Consider the following 19,694-nt stretch of genomic DNA (forward strand, 5'->3'; position numbering starts at 1 on the left):
AAAAAAGTAGAAAAGCACAATGTGCTTTTCTACTTTTTTTATTCAGGTTTAATAGATGTTTTTTGTAATCTTTCTTGATCATCAGGATCGCTGCCATATCTTGTTCCAGTTTCTAATGAATCAATTTGTTTCATCTCTTCTTCTGTTAAAGAAAAGTTGAATACATCACTATTTTCTAAAATACGGTTATCATGAATTGATTTTGGAATAACTACTTCTCCACGTTCTAAATGCCAGCGGATAATGATTTGTGCTGGAGTTTTGAAGTATTTTTGGCCAATTTCCATCAAGATTGGGTGGTTCAATAATTCAGATTTCCCTTGACCTAATGGTCCCCAAGCTTCATGAATGATACCATTTTCTTTCATGTATTCATGCAATTCATTTTGTGGGAATTCAGGATGTGTTTCAATTTGGTTGATCATTGGTTGCATCAATCCTTGGTTTTTAAGTTCTTCAAGGTGATGAATTTGGAAGTTAGAAACCCCAATTGCTTTGATTTTTCCTTCTTCATATAATTCTACAATTGCTTTCCAAGTTTCAACAAATTTTGGAGCAGCCCAATGAATTAAGTATAAATCTAAGTAGTCTGTGTTTAAACGATCCAAACTTTCTTGAAATGCAACTTTTGTTTGGTCATATCCTTGGTCATAATTCCATACTTTAGAGGTAATGAAAACTTCTTCTCTCTTGATTCCTGCTTCTTTCAAACCGCGAGCTAAGTATTCTTCATTGCCATAGATGGTAGCTGTATCAAAATGACGGTAACCTACTTCAACTGCATATTTCACAGCATTTACCAATTCATCTTCATCTTTCATTAAAAATAAACCTAGTCCTAATTTAGGAATTTTCACTCCATTATATAATTCAATGCTTTCTACTAACGGTTCACCCATTTTAATACACTTCCTTCGCTATCTTTTTTTACATTACTTAGTTTAAACCATTTCTCTTGTTTTTTACAAGCGAGACGAATCTAAGACAGATTGATCATAGAAAAAAGTTTTTAGCTTTTCTCTCACTAATTTTATAGAACCCTCTTGATCGCTTTCAAGATTTAGAACAAGTAAAGGCTCATGCAAACTCATACGCAACAACATCCAACCAATACCATACTGTCCCGAAGTATTAACTCGGACCCCTTCCAAATTAGCGGGTTCAACAGTTAAGTCTGTTGCTGTTTCTATATAAGCTTGAAAATTCTCCATGACTCTTTGTCCAGTTGCTTGTACATCCTGAGATAAGATCTTAAATCGTACTTCATCCGTTTCAACAGGCTGCTTTAGAGAAGTGATCAAATCAGAAAAGTTCTTTCCTTCTTTTTTAAGACCAGCATCTGCCATTAGTATTTTTGCAACTAAATAAGCTCCGTCATCTAAAAAGTAATTTTCTGACAAAGCAGCGTGTCCGCTGGTCTCAATTGCTAAACTGGTAGGTGTTCCCTCTTTGTTTAATTGAATACCACGATTGATTACATTCCGATAGCCGGTGATGTATCGATCCTGTTTGCCACCTAAAGAAGTGATAAACGTTTTGAGGTGTTCTGATGTTGCCGAACTTGTCACAATTGTCGTACCCGGGTTTTCTTTAATCAAAATTGCTGAGATCACTGCGATCAAATTATTTCGATTCAACGTATCCCCGTTACTGTCAACTAATGCTGATCGATCTACATCGGTATCAAAAATAACACCCATGTCTGCATGATGTCTAATTACGGCATCTTGAATGCTTCTCATCGCCTCTTTGTTATCCGGATTGGGAATATGATTTGGAAAATGACCATCTGGATTTAAATATTGGCTTCCGCTGATATCTGCTCCTAATGGGACCAAAACTTTTTCAGCAAAAAACCCTCCTGCGCCATTCCCAGCGTCTACCACAATATGACGACCGGTCAACGGTTGGTCATATTGTTTTGCATCATTGATTCCAAGTCGAATCTTGTTTACCAAATCTTTTGCATATTCATTCAAAAGAGAAGCTTTCGTAACGTTCCCTTCTTTATTCTTCCATGTGATATTTTCCTCATCTGCTTGTTGCAAAATAAAGTCAATATCTTCGTGTTCTGCTCCGCCATCTTTTGTAAAAAATTTTAATCCATTGTACTCAAAAGGCAGATGACTAGCTGTGATCATAACAGCACCGTCACACTTGTAGGCTTCATATTGAGTAGACATAAACATAGCTGGAGTAGTAGACAACCCGACATCTATCACGTCGATTCCTGCCTTCGTCAAACCTTTTATAAAAATAGATTTGATGCGATCCGCTGAAAGCCGGCTATCGTGACCAACAGAAACTTTTGCAGGAGCGTGTTCATCTTCTACTACTATTTTTTTTACTTCTTTCAACCATACCGCAAACCCATAAGCAATTTTTTCAACACGTTCATCGGTCAACGTTACTTCGTGCTCTGGTGTTTCCAAAGCTATTCCACGAATATCTGATCCATTTTGCAAGGATGCTAAATCAAACTCAGGCACATACATACCTCCTATACAGTATTATGCTATTTTTATAATTCAATCCATTTGTTTAAGTAATCATTCATTTTTTTTGCATCTTCTTCATCTTTTGAAATAATTAGACAAGTATCATTTCCGCCTACAGTACCAACCATTTCTGGAAAATCAATGGCATCCAACAATGCAGCCACAACGTGAGCATTACCAGGTATTGTCATCAATACATTCGTAAACTGCACTTGGGTCAACCGAATCACAACGTCTCCTAATGTTGATTGTAATTTTTCTTCATTAGACATACGATTATTTTGGAATATCGTGTACTTAACATTCCCATTTGATGAAGTAGTTTTCACTAAATGCATCTCTTTGATATCTCTTGAAATGGTTGCTTGAGTCGCCTCAACCCCTTCTTCTTTGAGATAATGCAATAGTTCCTCTTGAGTAGCAATATCATGATTTGTAATAATTTGTTTGATTGCTAATTGTCGATTAGATTTTTTCATACTGCAAGGCCTCCTTCTAATTAAACGATTCTTCTTTTTTAGTATAACAAATAATTGATGTATACGCTTATATTTTGCGATATTTTTACTAAAATATGAATAAAAATTCTATTTTCTAAAAACAATGGCATTCTTGTGAGCAATTTGCTATAATAAATAAAGTTCAATTATATAGACTCTATGACGAAGAGAGTACTGATAGAAAACATTTTTAGCGAGTTGGAACGGTGTAAGCCAACAATGGATGCTTTCAGGAACCGCACTTCGGAGAGATTTAAGCTATGATCCTCGTTCATGCAATTTTAGTGAATACTAGCTTATTCGGTTTTGTTTGCCGTTATCTAAAAACAAGTGGTTTCGTCATTTGACAAACAACAAGAGTGGTACCGCGGGAAAACCTCGTCTCTTTTTTGATTAGCATAGAATCAAAAATAGGCGTTTTTTTTATGCCTAAAATACTTAAATATAAAATTTTCGAGCGCAATCAGACGCTCACATAGGAGGAAAAAGAATGGATTACAAATTAACAGTTGCTCAAGCTTTAAACGAGCAAATCGGTGAAGCTTTGTCGATAGAACAAATCGTCAACTTATTAGAAAAACCAAAATCAGTTGAACACGGGGATATCGCTTTTCCTGCATTCGCTCTAGCAAAGGCCTATCGTAAAGCCCCTCAACAAATTGCTGCTGAATTAGGAGAATCGGTTACCTCTCCTATCGTTGAAAAAATTGAAGTTGTTGGACCTTACCTTAATTTCTTTTTAAATAAACAAGAAGTTAGTGCTGCCGTCTTAAAAGAAGTTTTAGAACAAGGCGCTCACTACGGAGACTCTATGATCGGTGAAAATAAAAATGTTCCTATCGATATGTCTTCTCCAAATATCGCAAAACCAATTTCTATGGGTCATTTGCGTTCAACTGTAATCGGAAATGCTTTAGCGAACATCTTAACTAAAGTTGGATTTAACCCAATCAAAATTAATCATCTTGGCGACTGGGGTACTCAATTTGGTAAATTAATCGTCGGTTACAAACTTTGGGGCAGCGAAGAAGCTGTAAAAGAAAACCCTATTGGTGAATTATTGCGTTTATATGTTCAATTCCATGAAGAAGCAGAAGAAAAACCAGAGTTAGATGATGCTGCTCGTGAGTGGTTCAAAAAATTAGAAGATGGCGACGAAGAAGCCTTAGGTTTATGGAAATGGTTCCGTGATGAATCTCTAAAAGAATTTAACCATGTTTATGAACGTTTAGACATTACATTTGATTCATTTAATGGCGAAGCTTTCTATAACGATAAAATGCAAGAAGTTGTAGACTTACTTGAAGAAAAAAATGTGTTAACAGTTAATGATGGAGCTACGATTGTTGATTTAGAAAAATACAATTTAAATCCGGCTTTGATCAAAAAATCTGATGGTGCAACATTGTACATTACTCGTGATTTAGCTGCTGCTATCTATCGTAAACGTACGTATGATTTTGCTTTATCTTTATACGCTGTTGGAAATGAACAAAGCAATCACTTTAAACAATTAAAAGCTGTTTTAAAAGAGATGGGTTATGACTGGGCAGATGATATGTACCATATTCCATTTGGCTTAATTACTCAAGGCGGTAAAAAATTATCTACTCGTAAAGGAAAAATCGTTTTACTTGAAGAAGTTTTAGATGATGCTGTAGCCTCTGCTCTTGAACAAATCGAAGAAAAAAATACGGATCTACCAAATAAAGAAGTCGTTGCAGATCAAGTGGGTATCGGCGCTGTTATCTTCCATGACTTAAAAAATGATCGTTTAAACAACTTTGACTTTACTATTGAAGAAGTTGTTCGTTTCGAAGGTGAAACAGGTCCATACGTACAATACACAAGAGCTCGTGCAATGAGTATTCTTAGAAAATCTGGTATAGCCGGTATCGATACGACTGTGAACTACCATTTGGATGATGCTTACAGCTGGGAAATTGTTAAATTATTGCAAAGCTATCCAACAGATGTTTTGCGTGCTTATGAAAAATTTGAGCCATCGGTTATTGCTAAACATGCAATCCACTTAGCTCAAGCTTTCAATAAATACTATGCAAATAGTAAAGTCCTTGCTGATGATGCACAAAGACCTGCACGTTTAGCTCTTGTCCAATCTGTTGCAACAATCTTAAAAGAAGACTTAAGATTATTAGGTGTAAAAGCTCCAGATCAAATGTAATCCTTTCTCTTCCTAACTGAAAAAAAAAGATCAAGACGATAGCCTAATCGTCTTGATCTTTTTTGTATTTATACTCTTTAGTTTTAGTAAAATAGTCCATTTGCATTCATGTAGAGGATTCAATGCAAATTCGTTAGTCTTCATCAAACAATGAGCTCGTTAAAGTAATCTTATCGGCAAATTGCTGATTAAATATACGCTTGATCGAACGATTTTTCTTACGTTCTTCATAGCCGCTACAGACAAATATCTCTTCTTCAGTTTCAGGTTCGATCAACGGTACAATCGCCTTACTCTTATCTGTATTGAATGCAACAAAAGTTAAAAAGGCTGTTACCGCTAAATATTGTTCACCAGTCAGCAGATTTTCTCCGATAACTTTACAGAATACTTCTACAGATGAGCTGCCTACACCAGATACATAGGTTTCAATTGTGATAGCATCATTTCTTTGGATCGGATGCAAAAAATCTACTGAGTCTGTTGAAGCCGTTACAGATTGTGTACGTGCATGCCTCGTAACAGCTATAGAAGCTGCTACGTCTAACATACTCATCAATTCTCCCCCAAATAACGTTCCGTGATTATTTAATTGATTGGGAAAAATACTATGTGTCTGGACCACTAATGATTCATGACAATTTTTTACAGGTCTTTTTTCCTTCATTCATTAACAGATCCATTCTCTAATAGTAATGCGATTCCTTGACCGCCGCCAATGCATGCTGATGCAATGGCATATTTTTTTTCAGGGTGGTTCTTAAATTCATAACAAAGTGAAGTAATGATACGCGCACCTGACATTCCTAATGGATGACCCAATGCAATCGCTCCACCATTTGGATTCAATCGTTCGTATAGCTCAGTTCCAGGATCGATACCTAATTCTTTCATACATCCTAATGTTTGAGCCGCAAATGCTTCATTGATTTCTAAAATATCAATGTCTTCAAGAGTTAGTTTGTTTTGACTTAAAACCTTATTGATTGCATAAACCGGTCCTAAACCCATTACATTAGGATCACAACCAGCTATAGCAAAATCAACGATTTTAGCCATTACATCAAGTCCTCGTTCTTTAGCAACAGATGCTTTCGTAAATACCTCAAAAGCTGCTCCATCATTTAGTCCGGATGCATTTCCAGCAGTAATCGTCCCTTTACCATCTTTACGAAAGGCAGGTTTTAAACGTGCTAAACTTTCCATATTCGTGCCGGGTCTAGGATGTTCATCTTTATCGACTACTGTTATAACGCCTTTTCTTCGACCGATCACTTCTACTGGAACGATTTCTTGAGCAAGCCGACCTCTTTCTATAGCAGAAGAGGCCTTTCGTTGACTATCAACTGCAAATGTATCTTGTTCTTCACGAGTGATCGCATATCTTTCTGCAACTTTTTCTGCTGTATCCCCCATGTGAGTGATCTCAGGATAATCCGGATTCGGTTGAGCATGTTTATGAAGTGCTAAGTTTGCATCAATAACAGTGAAGTTACCTGCTTTAAACCCTTCCCATCTTGATTCTAATGGTAAATAGTACTCCGAACGAGAAAGACTTTCTACTCCTCCAGCTGCAATAAAATCAACGTCCATTGTCATCAATTCTTGTGCTGCTGAAATAGCCGACTGGATACCAGAACCACAGATACGATTGACAGTCATCCCTGTCGATTGCTTCTTTAATCCAGCTTTCAGTCCAATGACACGCCCGATATTACTTTCTTCCTGTGTACCCATTGCTTGACCGGCTATCACTTCTTCTATTTCTTCACTCTTTATACCAGCCCGTTTAATGGCTTCATTTAACGCAATAGCACCTAACTCTCCAGCAGGAACTGTTTTTAATCCTCCTAAGTAAGCTCCAATTGGTGTGCGTGCTGCCCCAACAATTACAATTGAATCATCCGTTCTCATTCTTGGCATAATAAACCTCTCCTTAACTTATAGGGATGCATTCTTATTTATTATAATTCTTGTAAATGAGATTATCAAATAACATTTCTATGTTTCAGCAATATTAAGAAAAGCTTTACATTTAAGCTAGCCTTCGTCTTTTATCCAGTCCATAAAAAAACAAACTAGTGTTTATTGTCCACTAGTTTGTTTTTAGGATTAGTCAAGTTTATCGTTTTCATAGTGATGCGCTAATTCCATACCTCTAAATTCTTGTTGGCGAAGAGCTTCATAGATCAAAATAGCTGCTGTATTAGATAAATTCAACGAACGAACATGCTCATCATTCATCGGAATGCGCAAGCAATCTTCTTCATGTTCTCTCATGAATTCCTCTGGCAATCCAGTAGTTTCTTTACCAAATAGGAAATAATGATCTCCCGGAGTCGTTGCGTAATCGATATCGCTATACACACGATGACCAAATTTAGTGATCAAATGCAATTGTCCATTTTGTGCCACTTCCATAAAAGCTTCTAAGTTTTTATGGTAGGTGATGTTCACATCATTCCAATAATCTAAGCCTGCACGTTTCAAATGTTTATCATCTGTTTTGAATCCTAAAGGTTCAATTAAATGCAAGTGAGTATTTGTTGCTGCACATGTACGTGCTATATTACCTGTGTTAGCAGGGATTTGAGGTTCAAATAAAGCAATATGGTTTGTCATGTTAAGTCATTTCCTCCTAAATAATACAAAAATCGATTATCATTTTCGTTCTTTTTTATTCTTAATCGTTTCTATTGCCTGATTTATCTCATGGTAAGCTTCTTTGTCTTCTTCTTTTGCTAAAGCTTCTTCTAAAAATTCAATCACCATTTCATCTCTAACAGAAACGATTTTTGCTAAAGACCATGCAGCTGTGCCTCTGATCACAGGTCTACTATCCTCTTCAATGCACCGTAAGAGATCTGGCAAAGCCGATTTATCACGGTAATTACCTAAAGCAATAATCGCATTACGCTGCAAAGGTTTCTTTCCACGCCAAGAACCAGACATGTGACCAAAATTTTCTTTAAACTCACGATTGCTGATGGTGAGTAACGGTTTTAGTTTTGGCATAACACTTTCAGGTTCAGGTTCCATTTCAGGATGAAAATGGAAATTTTTTTCTTTATTATATGGACAAACAACCTGACAAATATCACAACCATAGATAACATGGCCCATTTTCCGCCTAAATTGTTCGTCCATCATCCCTTTGGTCTGAGTCTGATAAGAAAGACAGAGTTGGGCATTCATTCGTCCATCGCCTAGTAAAGCTCCCGTAGGACATGCATCAATACAACGTGTGCATTCTCCACAACCAAAAGGAACAGGTATATCCGATTTAAAATCTAGATTTGTAATGATCTCAGCTAAATAAACATATGAACCAAATTCTTCTGTGATCAATAAGCCATTTCTGCCAATAAAACCTAGACCTGCTCGTTGAGCTACAGCTACGTCAACTAGTTCCCCGGTGTCTACCATTGGTTTGTAGGTGACCGTTTCTCCAGCCTCAGCTCTAATATACTCGATTAACTGATTCATTTTATCTCGTAAGATATCATGGTAATCGGTCCCCCAAGACGCTCGGGAAAATTCTCCACGTCGTTCCCCTTTTACTCTAGGCGGTGGATTTTCTATTTTAGTTGGATAAGCTAAAGCGATTGAAATAATGGAGCGAGGGTTTTGAAAAATCATTTCAGGATAAATCCGTTCTTCGATTACTTTATGCTCAAAACCAGAATGATGGCCCAACTCTTTTTGCTGCTTTAACTTCTCTTCAAGATCAGAAAAAGGATCAGCAGTTGTAAACCCGATTTTATCAATCCCAATTCGCTTGCTTTCTTCAATGATCTTTTCTTTTAATGAAGTTGCTTCTCCAACCATAAGCTTCACTCCCATAAGATAAATCTTCTTATCTATTTTAGCGCATTTATGCTATAAAAACAAAAAATCTTTAGTCTCTATTTTAAAAAGTACTATCTTTCAACGGTTTAAATAAAAAAGTGCGCAAAAAAACGCATCGCTTCGGTGTCCAGCACTGCGAAACAATACGTTAGTTAAGACTTTTACAATTCATTAACTTTTATCAAAATCTGATGGATTCCTGATAAAAACGAATGACGTTTAATATCTTATAGGTAATATAACATCGTCATGGTATTGATGCAAGGATATGAGGCTGAGTTTTTCCATGAAAACGGTATATCAAAGAAAAAAGTTCACAATTCGTTCACAAACCTGCCTTATTTTTGCCCAATTAAGACACAAACATCAATTGTTACCCTTTTCAAAGGGTGAGTTAATGCGTACTCTTTAGAATCTATACTGGCACCCCAACTTAGCGGTGTCATCTTCATCAAGTCATTAAATAGCGCTGGTGTTAGTTCAAATGAGTACTTAACTCGTTTGATTTCCAACTTCGGGAAATGCTCTTTAAATTTAGCAATAACGACATCATTTGAATAGGTTTGTTTTTCTTCTTGATCACGGTAAAATAATTTTCTCAATTCAATCAGATAATCTTTTTCAGGAACGACCTTGATCACCTGTCCACCCTCTTTTAATAGACGATCAAATTCTTTGTAATTGGAAGGAGAAAAAATATTCAATATTGTATCGTATTGAGCTGAAGCAAAAGGAGACTGCGCCAAATCAGCTACACACCAAAAAGCACTTGAAAAATGAGTAGCTGCCAATTGAATCGCATCTTTTGAAATATCAAAACCTATTTTTTGCCCTTGCAAACCTAAAGTAGTTAAATAATCAAGTTGAGAGCCTTCTCCACAACCGACGTCTAAAGTATGTCCGGTTTGTTTTTCAGCTATACTAATATAAAGCTCATCGAGCAAAGGATGAAATAACCCAGCAGTTGCTATGTTAAACCTTGAAGAAAGCATGTCCTTATCGTACTCGTTTTTTGTTCCTTTTAATAAAAAATAAAGGGTCCCTTTTTTTGAAATATCAAAAAGATGACCATTTATACAACTTAAGCTATTGCCATCTACTTGATCAAATGAATCTTTACATATTGGGCACTGAAACAGCTCACTATGCTCTTTCATAAATCCTGCAGCTTTTTCTATTTTTTTCATAATCAACCTTCTTTCAATTCATCTAACTTGAGTGCTTTATATTGTGTATCCTGTTTACATACTCCGCTTAACAATATACCACTATTCAGAAATTATTTCATAAATTCTCTCAAAAAAGCTTCTAAGAACCTTTTTATTTGTTTGAATGGTCTATGAATGGTATAACATAATTAACACAAGTATCTTAGAGAGGATGATAATTTATGCCATGGGATATGAAAGATTACCCGGCTTCATTAAAGAATTTTGACTCACTGTTGCGCAAAAAGACGATTGAAATTGCAAATGCTCTTTTAGCCAATGGATACGAAGATGATCGTGCGATTCCAATTGCTATTTCACAAGCTAAAGAATGGGTGAATAATGCTTCGAAGGAAGAAAAAGAAGCATTTGATAAAGAAAAAAGTCCTAAAAAATCAGATAAACATGATACATCAAGTTCAAATCCAAAACTATTAGACAATGCTGTTGAAGTTTTTTATGAAGACGATCATTGGGTAGTAAAAACAAAAGAAGCTAAACGGGCAAGTGATACATTCGATAAAAAATCGGATGCAGTAGATCGAGCTCATGAAATTGCTGAAAATAAAGATTCTGAGGTCATCATTTACAAAAAAGATGGCTCACGTCAAAAATAAATAAGACACTAACGATAAAAGTTTCTCTCATCGTTAGTGTCTTATTTTATCCAATTATGGTTAAAAATTATCTAATGGTTTATTTTCAGCAGTTGTTTCATCGATTTCCATTTTCGCTTCATCAATAACGGCACGTGAAATGTCTTTTGCTTCTACAGTTGTTTGAGCTACTTGATCTTTTAAACTTGTAGCAGTATATTTTGCTTCATTCAATGCATCACTCAAGTTTGCTTTTAAATTTTCCTTACTTCCTGGTACGCCATCTTTGACGTCTTGCAAGTCAGATTTTAGAATTTGAGAATCCATTTTAATTTGTTCTGATAATTGTTTTGAAACCAATTTCATGTCTGTTTTTAATCCAGCTGCAGCATCTGTTGCAATAGCTTTAAAATCTCCACCGCGTTCTTTTGCAATAGACATATAATCGCTCGATGATTCTTTAATCATTTCAGCTTTATCTTTCAGCTCTCTTTGGTATTCTTCTCCAGATTTAGGTGCAAACAAGTATGCTGCTGCATAAGCTGCTGCTCCTCCTATTGCTGCTCCTAACCAAAATGTTCCTTTTGACATCTATTCATCTTCCTCTCTATGATAAAACTAACGTTGCTCATATTTATTAAATCCATTTAACTTTTTTTCTACTATCCCTATTCTACACTTTTTATGTTCAAATGAACAAAGTTAGCCTTTTATTTTCTAAAATTCTCTCTATTTATAAAGATTGTTGTTTTTTTAACGTAATGTATTCAATACATAAACAAATCGCATCCATGGCTGCATCTAAGTCTTCTAACGATACCGGTGTCGGAGCTAAACGAATACTGTTGTCAGAAGGATTTTTACCGTATGGATAGGTGGCTCCCGCATCAGTAACGGCTACTCCTATTTTAGCAAGTGCTCCAACAATCTCTGTTGCGCAACCTGGTTGTGTAGTTAAATGAACAAAATAGCCACCTTTTGGTTCTGTCCATTCGACACAATCTTTACCGGTAAAGTAATGCATTAATTTTTGATTGATCAAATCAAATTTGGGTTTTAAAATAGCAGCGTGCTTATCCATATGTTGAGAAATATGATTTTTATCTTTTAAAAATTTTACGTGACGCATCTGATTGATTTTATCGAATCCTATCGTTTGATACGAAAGTTCTTTTGCAATGAAATCAATATTCTTTTTACTTGCTCCTAAAGCCGCTACACCTGCTCCAGGAAAAGTAACTTTTGAGGTTGAACAAAACATCCAAGAACGCTCTGGATTCCCTGCTGCTTTACAAGCTGTTAATATATTTTTAACGGCTTTCTTTTCATTCGTCAAATGATGAACAAGATAAGCATTATCCCATAGAATCATAAAATCATCTGCTTTTGTTTCCATACTAGCCAATTGATCGACTACTTCATCTGAATAGGTTACCCCAGTTGGATTGCTGTACGTAGGAACACACCAGATACCTTTTATAGTAGGATCGTTCGCCACAAGCTTTTTAACTTCATCCATATCAGGTCCGTCATTGTTTAATCCAATGGGAATCATTTCTATTCCTAATTTTTCAGTCATGGCAAAATGACGATCGTAACCTGGACTTGGACATAAAAATTTAACCCGTTTTTTATTGGTTTGATTTTTTATTTTTGCAAATAAGTTTGATGTAATGACTAAGTACATCAAGTTTAAACTGGAATTCCCACCAATCAAGATCTCATCTCGTTCAGTTTCTAATAATTCTGAAAATAACTCTTTTGCTTCAGATATTCCGGTCAATTCTCCATAATTGCGAATATCTATCGTACCTTGGCTTAAAAAATCAGTTGGAGAAGATAATACATTTAGCATTGGTTCAGACAACTGTAATTGTTCTTTACTAGGTATTCCTCTTTTTATATTTAAGTTTAATGGATGTTTTAAACAGTCAGTGTATTTTATTTTTAAGTGTTCAAGATGATTCATTGATTCTTCTATCGTTTGTGTCATTCTACTAACTCCTCTCGAGATACTCTTCTAGTAAAAAGTATAGCGAAGAATAATTAAGAAAGCAAAACAAACTTAACGATTCAACTCTTGGCTTGCCCATTATTTTTTCTCAAAGTCCCATTTGACTAAAAGTATAGCAGCTAATAAAAATGGTTACCTCTTGAATCTTAATAAAGAACGCTCACAATGAATGAATCGTAAAACTCTTTTTTACACCTTTATCATAACAGATCGTCTTACTATAATGAATAAATCCCTGTAGGGATACTTTATTTTTAGACAAAAAAAGAAACCAACGTTTTATATACGTTGATTTCTTTAGTATACCGGCGGCCGGAATCGAACCGGCACGCCCTCGCGGGCACAGGATTTTGAGTCCAGCGCGTCTACCAGTTCCGCCACGCCGGCATATGGACTGCTTATTTTTCATCTTTAGGCATAAGGCGGTAACCGGATTTGAACCGGTGATGAAGGTTTTGCAGACCTCTGCCTTACCACTTGGCTATACCGCCATCTTTTTAGTTGAATGTATAGATTCAATTAAACTGGGCTAGCTGGATTCGAACCAACGCATGAGGGAGTCAAAGTCCCTTGCCTTACCGCTTGGCTATAGCCCAATAAAAAAAAGGCGACTGATGGGGTTCGAACCCACGCATGCCGGAACCACAATCCGGTGTGTTAACCACTTCACCACAATCGCCATGGTATTACTTGTTTTATCCACTTTTTAAAAAATGGCAGGGGTAGTAGGAATTGAACCCACACTGATGGTTTTGGAGACCATAGTTCTACCTTTAAACTATACCCCTATCTAAATAATAAGGTCGTTCTTTTAAAAAAAATGGTGGAGGGGGGCAGATTCGAACTGCCGAACCCGAAGGAGCGGATTTACAGTCCGCCGCGTTTAGCCACTTCGCTACCCCTCCATTAATGGTGGCCTGGGACAGAATCGAACTGCCGACACCTTGAGCTTCAATCAAGTGCTCTACCAACTGAGCTACCAGGCCATTATAAGAATGGTTTTTTTATTTTATTTATCAAACCAACGGTCTCGACGGGAATCGAACCCGCGATCTTCTGCGTGACAGGCAGACATGTTAACCCCTACACCACGAGACCTTTTGAAACAATGGAGGTTGACGGGATCGAACCGCCGACCCTCTGCTTGTAAGGCAGATGCTCTCCCAGCTGAGCTAAACCTCCTGAGGATTACTTAGTCACTTCTAGTTAATGAATCAGTAACGTCGTTACTGATGACCCGTACGGGAATCGAACCCGTGATACCGCCGTGAAAGGGCGGTGTCTTAACCGCTTGACCAACGGGCCTTCATGTTCAAACGGAGAGTAAGGGATTCGAACCCTTGAGACAGTGTTCACCGCCTACATGATTTCCAATCATGCTCCTTCGGCCGCTCGGACAACTCTCCAGATTCGGTTCACCACGATATTCTCGTTTGTTTTTTTATTTACATAGATGGACTATGGTACTCCGCAAGTAGGACTCGAACCTACGACATCATGATTAACAGTCATGCGCTACTACCAACTGAGCTATTGCGGAATAATTAATTGAATCTGCGTGGCAGCGTCCTACTCTCACAAAGGGAAACCCTTCACTACCATCGGCGCTAAGAAGCTTAACTGCTGTGTTCGGCATGGGAACAGGTGTGACCTTCTTGCCATCGCCACCACACAAATTTCAATCTAGAGAACGTTGTTCTCTCAAAACTGGATAAGTTAAAAACTTGTTCTTCATTTAGAAACCGTCGTACACCGTTTATTCTTTGGTTAAGTCCTCGACCGATTAGTATTGGTCCGCTCCATCTATCGCTAGACTTCCACTTCCAACCTATCAACCTGATCATCTCTCAGGGGTCTTACTCACTTACGTGATGGGAAATCTCATCTTGAGGGGGGCTTCACGCTTAGATGCTTTCAGCGTTTATCCCGTCCACACATAGCTACCCAGCAATGCCCTTGGCAGAACAACTGGTACACCAGAGGTGTGTCCATCCCGGTCCTCTCGTACTAAGGACAGCTCCTCTCAAATTTCCTACGCCCGCGACGGATAGGGACCGAACTGTCTCACGACGTTCTGAACCCAGCTCGCGTACCGCTTTAATGGGCGAACAGCCCAACCCTTGGGACCGACTACAGCCCCAGGATGCGATGAGCCGACATCGAGGTGCCAAACCTCCCCGTCGATGTGGACTCTTGGGGGAGATAAGCCTGTTATCCCCAGGGTAGCTTTTATCCGTTGAGCGATGGCCCTTCCATGCGGAACCACCGGATCACTAAGCCCGACTTTCGTCCCTGCTCGACTTGTAGGTCTCGCAGTCAAGCTCCCTTATGCCTTTACACTCTGCGAATGATTTCCAACCATTCTGAGGGAACCTTTGGGCGCCTCCGTTACACTTTAGGAGGCGACCGCCCCAGTCAAACTGCCCGTCAGACACTGTCTCCCAGCCCGATAAGGGCTGTGGGTTAGAGTGGTCATACAGCAAGGGTAGTATCCCACCAACGCCTCCACCAAGACTGGCGTCCTGGCTTCAATGGCTCCTACCTATCCTGTACAAGCTGTACAAACACTCAATATCAAACTGCAGTAAAGCTCCATGGGGTCTTTCCGTCCTGTCGCGGGTAACCTGCATCTTCACAGGTACTATAATTTCACCGAGTCTCTCGTTGAGACAGTGCCCAGATCGTTACGCCTTTCGTGCGGGTCGGAACTTACCCGACAAGGAATTTCGCTACCTTAGGACCGTTATAGTTACGGCCGCCGTTTACTGGGGCTTCAATTCTGAGCTTCGCCCGAGAGCTAACCCATCCTCTTAACCTTCCAGCACCGGGCAGGCGTCAGCCCCTATACGTCATCTTACGATTTTGCAGAGACCTGTGTTTTTGATAAACAGTCGCCTGGGCCTATTCACTGCGGCTGACCAATTGGTCAGCACCCCTTCTCCCGAAGTTACGGGGTCATTTTGCCGAGTTCCTTAACGAGAGTTCTCTCGCACACCTTAGGATTCTCTCCTCGACTACCTGTGTCGGTTTGCGGTACGGGCAGTTTGTTTCTAACTAGAAGCTTTTCTTGACAGTGTGACATCGGGAACTTCGGTACTTAATTTCCCTCCCCATCACAACTTGTTCTTAAAGAAGCAAGCATTTGACTCACTTCAAAACTTGTTGCTTGGACGCGCATATCCAACAGCGCGTATTCCTTAGCCTACTGTGTCCCTCCATTGTTCAAACAAAACAAACTGGTACAGGAATCTCAACCTGTTGTCCATCGTCTACGCCATTCGGCCTCGACTTAGGTCCCGACTAACCCTGGGAGGACGAGCCTTCCCCAGGAAACCTTAGTCATTCGGTGGACGGGATTCTCACCCGTCTTTCGCTACTCATACCGGCATTCTCACTTCTAAGCGCTCCACTAGTCCTCACGATCTAGCTTCAACGCCCTTAGAACGCTCTCCTACCATAGAACCAATGGTTCTATCCACAGCTTCGGTGTTATGTTTAGCCCCGGTAAATTTTCGGCGCAGGGTCACTCGACTAGTGAGCTATTACGCACTCTTTAAATGATGGCTGCTTCTGAGCCAACATCCTAGTTGTCTAAGCAACTCCACATCCTTTTCCACTTAACATAAACTTTGGGACCTTAGCTGGTGGTCTGGGCTGTTTCCCTTTCGACTACGGATCTTATCACTCGCAGTCTGACTCCCGGATATAAATCAATGGCATTCGGAGTTTATCTGAATTCGGTAACCCGAGAAGGGCCCCTAGTCCAAACAGTTGCTCTACCTCCATGATTCTAATTCCGAGGCTAGCCCTAAAGCTATTTCGGAGAGAACCAGCTATCTCCAAGTTCGATTGGAATTTCTCCGCTACCCACACCTCATCCCCGCATTTTTCAACATACGTGGGTTCGGTCCTCCAGTGCGTATTACCGCACCTTCAACCTGGACATGGGTAGATCACTTGGTTTCGGGTCTACGACCACATACTCATTCGCCCTATTCAGACTCGCTTTCGCTACGGCTCCGTCTCATCAACTTAACCTCGCATGGGATCGTAACTCGCCGGTTCATTCTACAAAAGGCACGCTATCACCCATTAACGGGCTTTAACTATTTGTAGGCACACGGTTTCAGGGGCTATTTCACTCCTCTTCCGAGGTTCTTTTCACCTTTCCCTCACGGTACTGGTTCACTATCGGTCACTAGGGAGTATTTAGCCTTGGGAGATGGTCCTCCCGGATTCCGACGGAATTTCTCGTGTTCCGCCGTACTCAGGATACTGATCAGAGTGGATGTGGTTTCGGATACAGGGCTTTTACCTTCTTCGGCAGACCTTTCCAGGTCGCTTCTCCTACCAAATCCATTTATGACTCTATGTGTTCAGTCCTACAACCCCAGAAAGCAAGCTTTCTGGTTTGGGCTATTCCCGTTTCGCTCGCCGCTACTCAGGGAATCGATTTTTCTTTCTCTTCCTGCAGGTACTTAGATGTTTCAGTTCTCTGCGTCTACCTCTACTAACCTATGTATTCAGTTAGCAGTAACATCCTATCAAAGATGCTGGGTTCCCCCATTCGGAAATCTTTGGATCAAAGCTTACTTACAGCTCCCCAAAGCATATCGGCGTTAGTCCCGTCCTTCATCGGCTCCTAGTGCCAAGGCATTCACCGTGCGCCCTTATTAACTTAACCTATGGTTAATCGTTAATGTTCAATACTCATCTTACGATGAGAACCTTAAAAAACTCATTTTTAAAACTTTTCGGTGTGTTTCTGGTTTCTTACTTGAATTACAATTTTTAACTTTATCCAGTTTTCAAAGAACAACATCTATTTATTGAGAAGATTAGACCTCTCAAAACTAAACAAAGTAAGTACGAATGTGTGGGTTTCCGTTATATTCCTTAGAAAGGAGGTGATCCAGCCGCACCTTCCGATACGGCTACCTTGTTACGACTTCACCCCAATTATCTGTCCCACCTTAGGCGGCTGGCTCCCAAAAGGGTTACCTCACCGACTTCGGGTGTTACAAACTCTCGTGGTGTGACGGGCGGTGTGTACAAGACCCGGGAACGTATTCACCGCGGCGTGCTGATCCGCGATTACTAGCGATTCCGGCTTCATGCAGGCGAGTTGCAGCCTGCAATCCGAACTGAGAATGGCTTTAAGAGATTAGCTTGGCCTCGCGACCTTGCGACTCGTTGTACCATCCATTGTAGCACGTGTGTAGCCCAGGTCATAAGGGGCATGATGATTTGACGTCATCCCCACCTTCCTCCGGTTTATCACCGGCAGTCTCACTAGAGTGCCCAACTGAATGCTGGCAACTAATAATAGGGGTTGCGCTCGTTGCGGGACTTAACCCAACATCTCACGACACGAGCTGACGACAACCATGCACCACCTGTCACTTTGTCCCCGAAGGGAAAGTCCTATCTCTAGGATTGTCAAAGGATGTCAAGACCTGGTAAGGTTCTTCGCGTTGCTTCGAATTAAACCACATGCTCCACCGCTTGTGCGGGTCCCCGTCAATTCCTTTGAGTTTCAACCTTGCGGTCGTACTCCCCAGGCGGAGTGCTTAATGCGTTAGCTGCAGCACTGAAGGGCGGAAACCCTCCAACACTTAGCACTCATCGTTTACGGCGTGGACTACCAGGGTATCTAATCCTGTTTGCTCCCCACGCTTTCGAGCCTCAGCGTCAGTTACAGACCAGAGAGTCGCCTTCGCCACTGGTGTTCCTCCACATATCTACGCATTTCACCGCTACACGTGGAATTCCACTCTCCTCTTCTGCACTCAAGTTCTCCAGTTTCCAATGACCCTCCCCGGTTGAGCCGGGGGCTTTCACATCAGACTTAAAGAACCGCCTGCGCTCGCTTTACGCCCAATAAATCCGGACAACGCTTGCCACCTACGTATTACCGCGGCTGCTGGCACGTAGTTAGCCGTGGCTTTCTGGTTAGATACCGTCAGGGGATGAGCAGTTACTCTCATCCTTGTTCTTCTCTAACAACAGAGTTTTACGATCCGAAAACCTTCTTCACTCACGCGGCATTGCTCCGTCAGACTTTCGTCCATTGCGGAAGATTCCCTACTGCTGCCTCCCGTAGGAGTCTGGGCCGTGTCTCAGTCCCAGTGTGGCCGATCACCCTCTCAGGTCGGCTACGTATCATCGCCTTGGTGAGCCATTACCTCACCAACTAGCTAATACGCCGCGGGTCCATCCATAAGCGGTAGCCGAAGCCACCTTTTTTCCATCTGTCAGGAGACAATTGGAAATATGCGGTATTAGCATCCGTTTCCGGATGTTATCCCCCTCTTATGGGCAGGTTACCCACGTGTTACTCACCCGTCCGCCACTCTTTTGTCTCGGTGGGTGCAAGCACCCGGTGAAACAAAAGCGTTCGACTTGCATGTATTAGGCATGCCGCCAGCGTTCGTCCTGAGCCAGGATCAAACTCTCATATAAAATGATGCTTGAAGCTCATTATTGATTGCTAGCGAATAATTATTCACTATATTTGTTACTGTTGACTCAGCACTGCTGAGTCACCCTCACATTTGGTTCGTCTTACTTTGTTTAGTTTTCAAAGGTCTAAAGCTTGTTGCACCTGTTCGTGACAACTTCTATATAATAACAAGTTATTTTTAAATTGTCAATATCTTTTTAATAAAAAATTTATAAAAATTGTTTTAATAGAATTTTTATTCATTCTTTTTTCGAACAAGCTGTCTAACAACTCCTATTACTTTACATGGTTTAAATAAAATTGTCAACTCTTTTTAATGGTAAATAGTCAAATAAACGGACGAAAATAAAACAATTGTTTTTTTATTCATTAAATTTACCG

The 19,694-nt window shown here is 39.9% G+C and carries 12 protein-coding genes, 12 tRNA genes, 3 rRNA genes and 1 other annotated feature; of the genes, 2 read left to right on the forward strand and 25 right to left on the reverse strand.

Translation table 11 applies throughout. The features are described from left to right. Nucleotides 1-38 precede the first annotated feature (38 nt). The 3 genes from BR65_RS03840 to argR form a co-directional block, all read right to left on the reverse strand. A complete protein-coding gene (locus BR65_RS03840; RefSeq protein ID WP_023178175.1) occupies nucleotides 39-899 on the reverse strand; it encodes an aldo/keto reductase in 861 nt (286 codons plus the stop codon). A gap of 63 nt (nucleotides 900-962) precedes the next feature. Further along, nucleotides 963-2,489, reverse strand: coding sequence for a phosphohexomutase domain-containing protein (locus BR65_RS03845; RefSeq protein ID WP_244877144.1), 1,527 nt, complete (start codon nucleotides 2,487-2,489; stop codon nucleotides 963-965). 32 nt (nucleotides 2,490-2,521) lie between these two features. Continuing rightward, nucleotides 2,522-2,977 (reverse strand): arginine repressor, encoded by a 456-nt coding sequence (gene argR / locus BR65_RS03850; RefSeq protein ID WP_023178180.1) that lies wholly within the window; start codon nucleotides 2,975-2,977, stop codon nucleotides 2,522-2,524. A gap of 171 nt (nucleotides 2,978-3,148) precedes the next feature. Next, nucleotides 3,149-3,387 (forward strand) — a binding site (T-box leader). 101 nt (nucleotides 3,388-3,488) lie between these two features. On the opposite strand from argR, the gene argS reads away from it, so the two are divergent. Continuing rightward, the gene (gene argS / locus BR65_RS03855; RefSeq protein ID WP_034536813.1) at nucleotides 3,489-5,183 is read left to right on the forward strand and encodes an arginine--tRNA ligase; all 1,695 of its coding nucleotides are present in this window, start codon (nucleotides 3,489-3,491) and stop codon (nucleotides 5,181-5,183) included. 133 nt (nucleotides 5,184-5,316) lie between these two features. Here the strand turns inward: argS and BR65_RS03860 are convergent, their stop codons facing one another. The 5 genes from BR65_RS03860 to BR65_RS03880 all read right to left on the reverse strand — a co-directional run bounded on the left by BR65_RS03860 (nucleotide 5,317) and on the right by BR65_RS03880 (nucleotide 10,219). Then, on the reverse strand, nucleotides 5,317-5,850 hold the full coding sequence (locus tag BR65_RS03860; RefSeq protein WP_023178184.1) for an acyl-CoA thioesterase: 534 nt from the start codon (nucleotides 5,848-5,850) through the stop codon (nucleotides 5,317-5,319). Beyond that, entirely contained in the window at nucleotides 5,847-7,106 is a 1,260-nt protein-coding gene (locus BR65_RS03865) for a thiolase family protein (protein ID WP_034536814.1), read from the reverse strand. The genes BR65_RS03860 and BR65_RS03865 overlap by 4 nt, the downstream gene beginning before the upstream one ends. A gap of 189 nt (nucleotides 7,107-7,295) precedes the next feature. Beyond that, nucleotides 7,296-7,805: a tRNA (uridine(34)/cytosine(34)/5-carboxymethylaminomethyluridine(34)-2'-O)-methyltransferase TrmL gene (gene trmL / locus BR65_RS03870; protein WP_034536815.1), complete on the reverse strand. Its 510-nt coding sequence runs from the start codon at nucleotides 7,803-7,805 to the stop codon at nucleotides 7,296-7,298. 39 nt (nucleotides 7,806-7,844) lie between these two features. Beyond that, the gene (queG, locus tag BR65_RS03875; protein WP_023178189.1) at nucleotides 7,845-9,011 is read right to left on the reverse strand and encodes a tRNA epoxyqueuosine(34) reductase QueG; all 1,167 of its coding nucleotides are present in this window, start codon (nucleotides 9,009-9,011) and stop codon (nucleotides 7,845-7,847) included. A 359-nt stretch (nucleotides 9,012-9,370) separates the two neighbouring features. Then, a complete protein-coding gene (locus tag BR65_RS03880; protein WP_034536817.1) occupies nucleotides 9,371-10,219 on the reverse strand; it encodes a methyltransferase domain-containing protein in 849 nt (282 codons plus the stop codon). Nucleotides 10,220-10,422: 203 nt separating this feature from the next. Here BR65_RS03880 and BR65_RS03885 point away from each other — a divergent pair, with 203 nt between their 5' ends. Next, the gene (locus tag BR65_RS03885; RefSeq protein WP_034536818.1) at nucleotides 10,423-10,857 is read left to right on the forward strand and encodes a DUF2188 domain-containing protein; all 435 of its coding nucleotides are present in this window, start codon (nucleotides 10,423-10,425) and stop codon (nucleotides 10,855-10,857) included. A gap of 60 nt (nucleotides 10,858-10,917) precedes the next feature. On the opposite strand, the gene BR65_RS03890 is transcribed toward BR65_RS03885, so the two are convergent. From BR65_RS03890 to BR65_RS03970, 17 genes are all read right to left on the reverse strand, one after another. Continuing rightward, complete coding sequence (locus tag BR65_RS03890; RefSeq protein WP_034536823.1) at nucleotides 10,918-11,427, reverse strand: YtxH domain-containing protein; 510 nt, start codon at nucleotides 11,425-11,427, stop codon at nucleotides 10,918-10,920. Between the two features lie 142 nt (nucleotides 11,428-11,569). Next, nucleotides 11,570-12,829: an aspartate aminotransferase type Ic gene (locus BR65_RS03895; RefSeq protein WP_034536824.1), complete on the reverse strand. Its 1,260-nt coding sequence runs from the start codon at nucleotides 12,827-12,829 to the stop codon at nucleotides 11,570-11,572. A 324-nt stretch (nucleotides 12,830-13,153) separates the two neighbouring features. Further along, nucleotides 13,154-13,237 (reverse strand) — tRNA-Leu (locus tag BR65_RS03900). A gap of 33 nt (nucleotides 13,238-13,270) precedes the next feature. Further along, nucleotides 13,271-13,341, reverse strand: a tRNA-Cys gene (locus BR65_RS03905). A 33-nt stretch (nucleotides 13,342-13,374) separates the two neighbouring features. After that, a tRNA-Gln gene (locus tag BR65_RS03910) sits at nucleotides 13,375-13,446 on the reverse strand. A gap of 10 nt (nucleotides 13,447-13,456) precedes the next feature. Then, a tRNA-His gene (locus tag BR65_RS03915) sits at nucleotides 13,457-13,529 on the reverse strand. A gap of 35 nt (nucleotides 13,530-13,564) precedes the next feature. Further along, nucleotides 13,565-13,638 (reverse strand) — tRNA-Trp (locus BR65_RS03920). 33 nt (nucleotides 13,639-13,671) lie between these two features. Next, nucleotides 13,672-13,755: transfer RNA gene (locus tag BR65_RS03925), tRNA-Tyr, on the reverse strand. Nucleotides 13,756-13,760: 5 nt separating this feature from the next. Next, nucleotides 13,761-13,836 (reverse strand) — tRNA-Phe (locus BR65_RS03930). A 39-nt stretch (nucleotides 13,837-13,875) separates the two neighbouring features. Beyond that, a tRNA-Asp gene (locus tag BR65_RS03935) sits at nucleotides 13,876-13,948 on the reverse strand. Between the two features lie 11 nt (nucleotides 13,949-13,959). Then, nucleotides 13,960-14,032 (reverse strand) — tRNA-Val (locus BR65_RS03940). A 51-nt stretch (nucleotides 14,033-14,083) separates the two neighbouring features. Further along, nucleotides 14,084-14,155: transfer RNA gene (locus tag BR65_RS03945), tRNA-Glu, on the reverse strand. A 12-nt stretch (nucleotides 14,156-14,167) separates the two neighbouring features. Then, nucleotides 14,168-14,256: transfer RNA gene (locus BR65_RS03950), tRNA-Ser, on the reverse strand. A gap of 60 nt (nucleotides 14,257-14,316) precedes the next feature. Continuing rightward, nucleotides 14,317-14,390, reverse strand: a tRNA-Asn gene (locus tag BR65_RS03955). Between the two features lie 16 nt (nucleotides 14,391-14,406). After that, nucleotides 14,407-14,522 (reverse strand): 5S ribosomal RNA (gene rrf / locus BR65_RS03960). A 91-nt stretch (nucleotides 14,523-14,613) separates the two neighbouring features. Then, nucleotides 14,614-17,534, reverse strand: a 23S ribosomal RNA gene (locus BR65_RS03965). A 216-nt stretch (nucleotides 17,535-17,750) separates the two neighbouring features. After that, nucleotides 17,751-19,312 (reverse strand): 16S ribosomal RNA (locus BR65_RS03970). Together the 16S, 23S and 5S rRNA genes with 12 tRNA genes alongside form the textbook arrangement of a ribosomal RNA operon. Nucleotides 19,313-19,694 lie beyond the last annotated feature (382 nt).

It is taken from the genome of Carnobacterium inhibens subsp. inhibens DSM 13024 (genome assembly GCF_000746825.1).
GTDB lineage: Bacteria > Bacillota > Bacilli > Lactobacillales > Carnobacteriaceae > Carnobacterium_B > Carnobacterium_B inhibens.

What these genes read in the sequence shown, in the direction of transcription:
- BR65_RS03840 (WP_023178175.1), bottom strand. Translation starts at nt 899, where the DNA reads ATGGGTGAACCGTTAGTAGAAAGCATTGAATTATATAATGGAGTGAAA.
- BR65_RS03885 (WP_034536818.1), top strand. Translation starts at nt 10,423, where the DNA reads ATGCCATGGGATATGAAAGATTACCCGGCTTCATTAAAGAATTTTGAC.
- argS (WP_034536813.1), top strand. Translation starts at nt 3,489, where the DNA reads ATGGATTACAAATTAACAGTTGCTCAAGCTTTAAACGAGCAAATCGGT.
- BR65_RS03880 (WP_034536817.1), bottom strand. Translation starts at nt 10,219, where the DNA reads ATGAAAAAAATAGAAAAAGCTGCAGGATTTATGAAAGAGCATAGTGAG.
- BR65_RS03865 (WP_034536814.1), bottom strand. Translation starts at nt 7,106, where the DNA reads ATGCCAAGAATGAGAACGGATGATTCAATTGTAATTGTTGGGGCAGCA.
- trmL (WP_034536815.1), bottom strand. Translation starts at nt 7,805, where the DNA reads ATGACAAACCATATTGCTTTATTTGAACCTCAAATCCCTGCTAACACA.
- BR65_RS03860 (WP_023178184.1), bottom strand. Translation starts at nt 5,850, where the DNA reads ATGAAGGAAAAAAGACCTGTAAAAAATTGTCATGAATCATTAGTGGTC.
- argR (WP_023178180.1), bottom strand. Translation starts at nt 2,977, where the DNA reads ATGAAAAAATCTAATCGACAATTAGCAATCAAACAAATTATTACAAAT.
- BR65_RS03895 (WP_034536824.1), bottom strand. Translation starts at nt 12,829, where the DNA reads ATGACACAAACGATAGAAGAATCAATGAATCATCTTGAACACTTAAAA.
- BR65_RS03890 (WP_034536823.1), bottom strand. Translation starts at nt 11,427, where the DNA reads ATGTCAAAAGGAACATTTTGGTTAGGAGCAGCAATAGGAGGAGCAGCA.
- queG (WP_023178189.1), bottom strand. Translation starts at nt 9,011, where the DNA reads ATGGTTGGAGAAGCAACTTCATTAAAAGAAAAGATCATTGAAGAAAGC.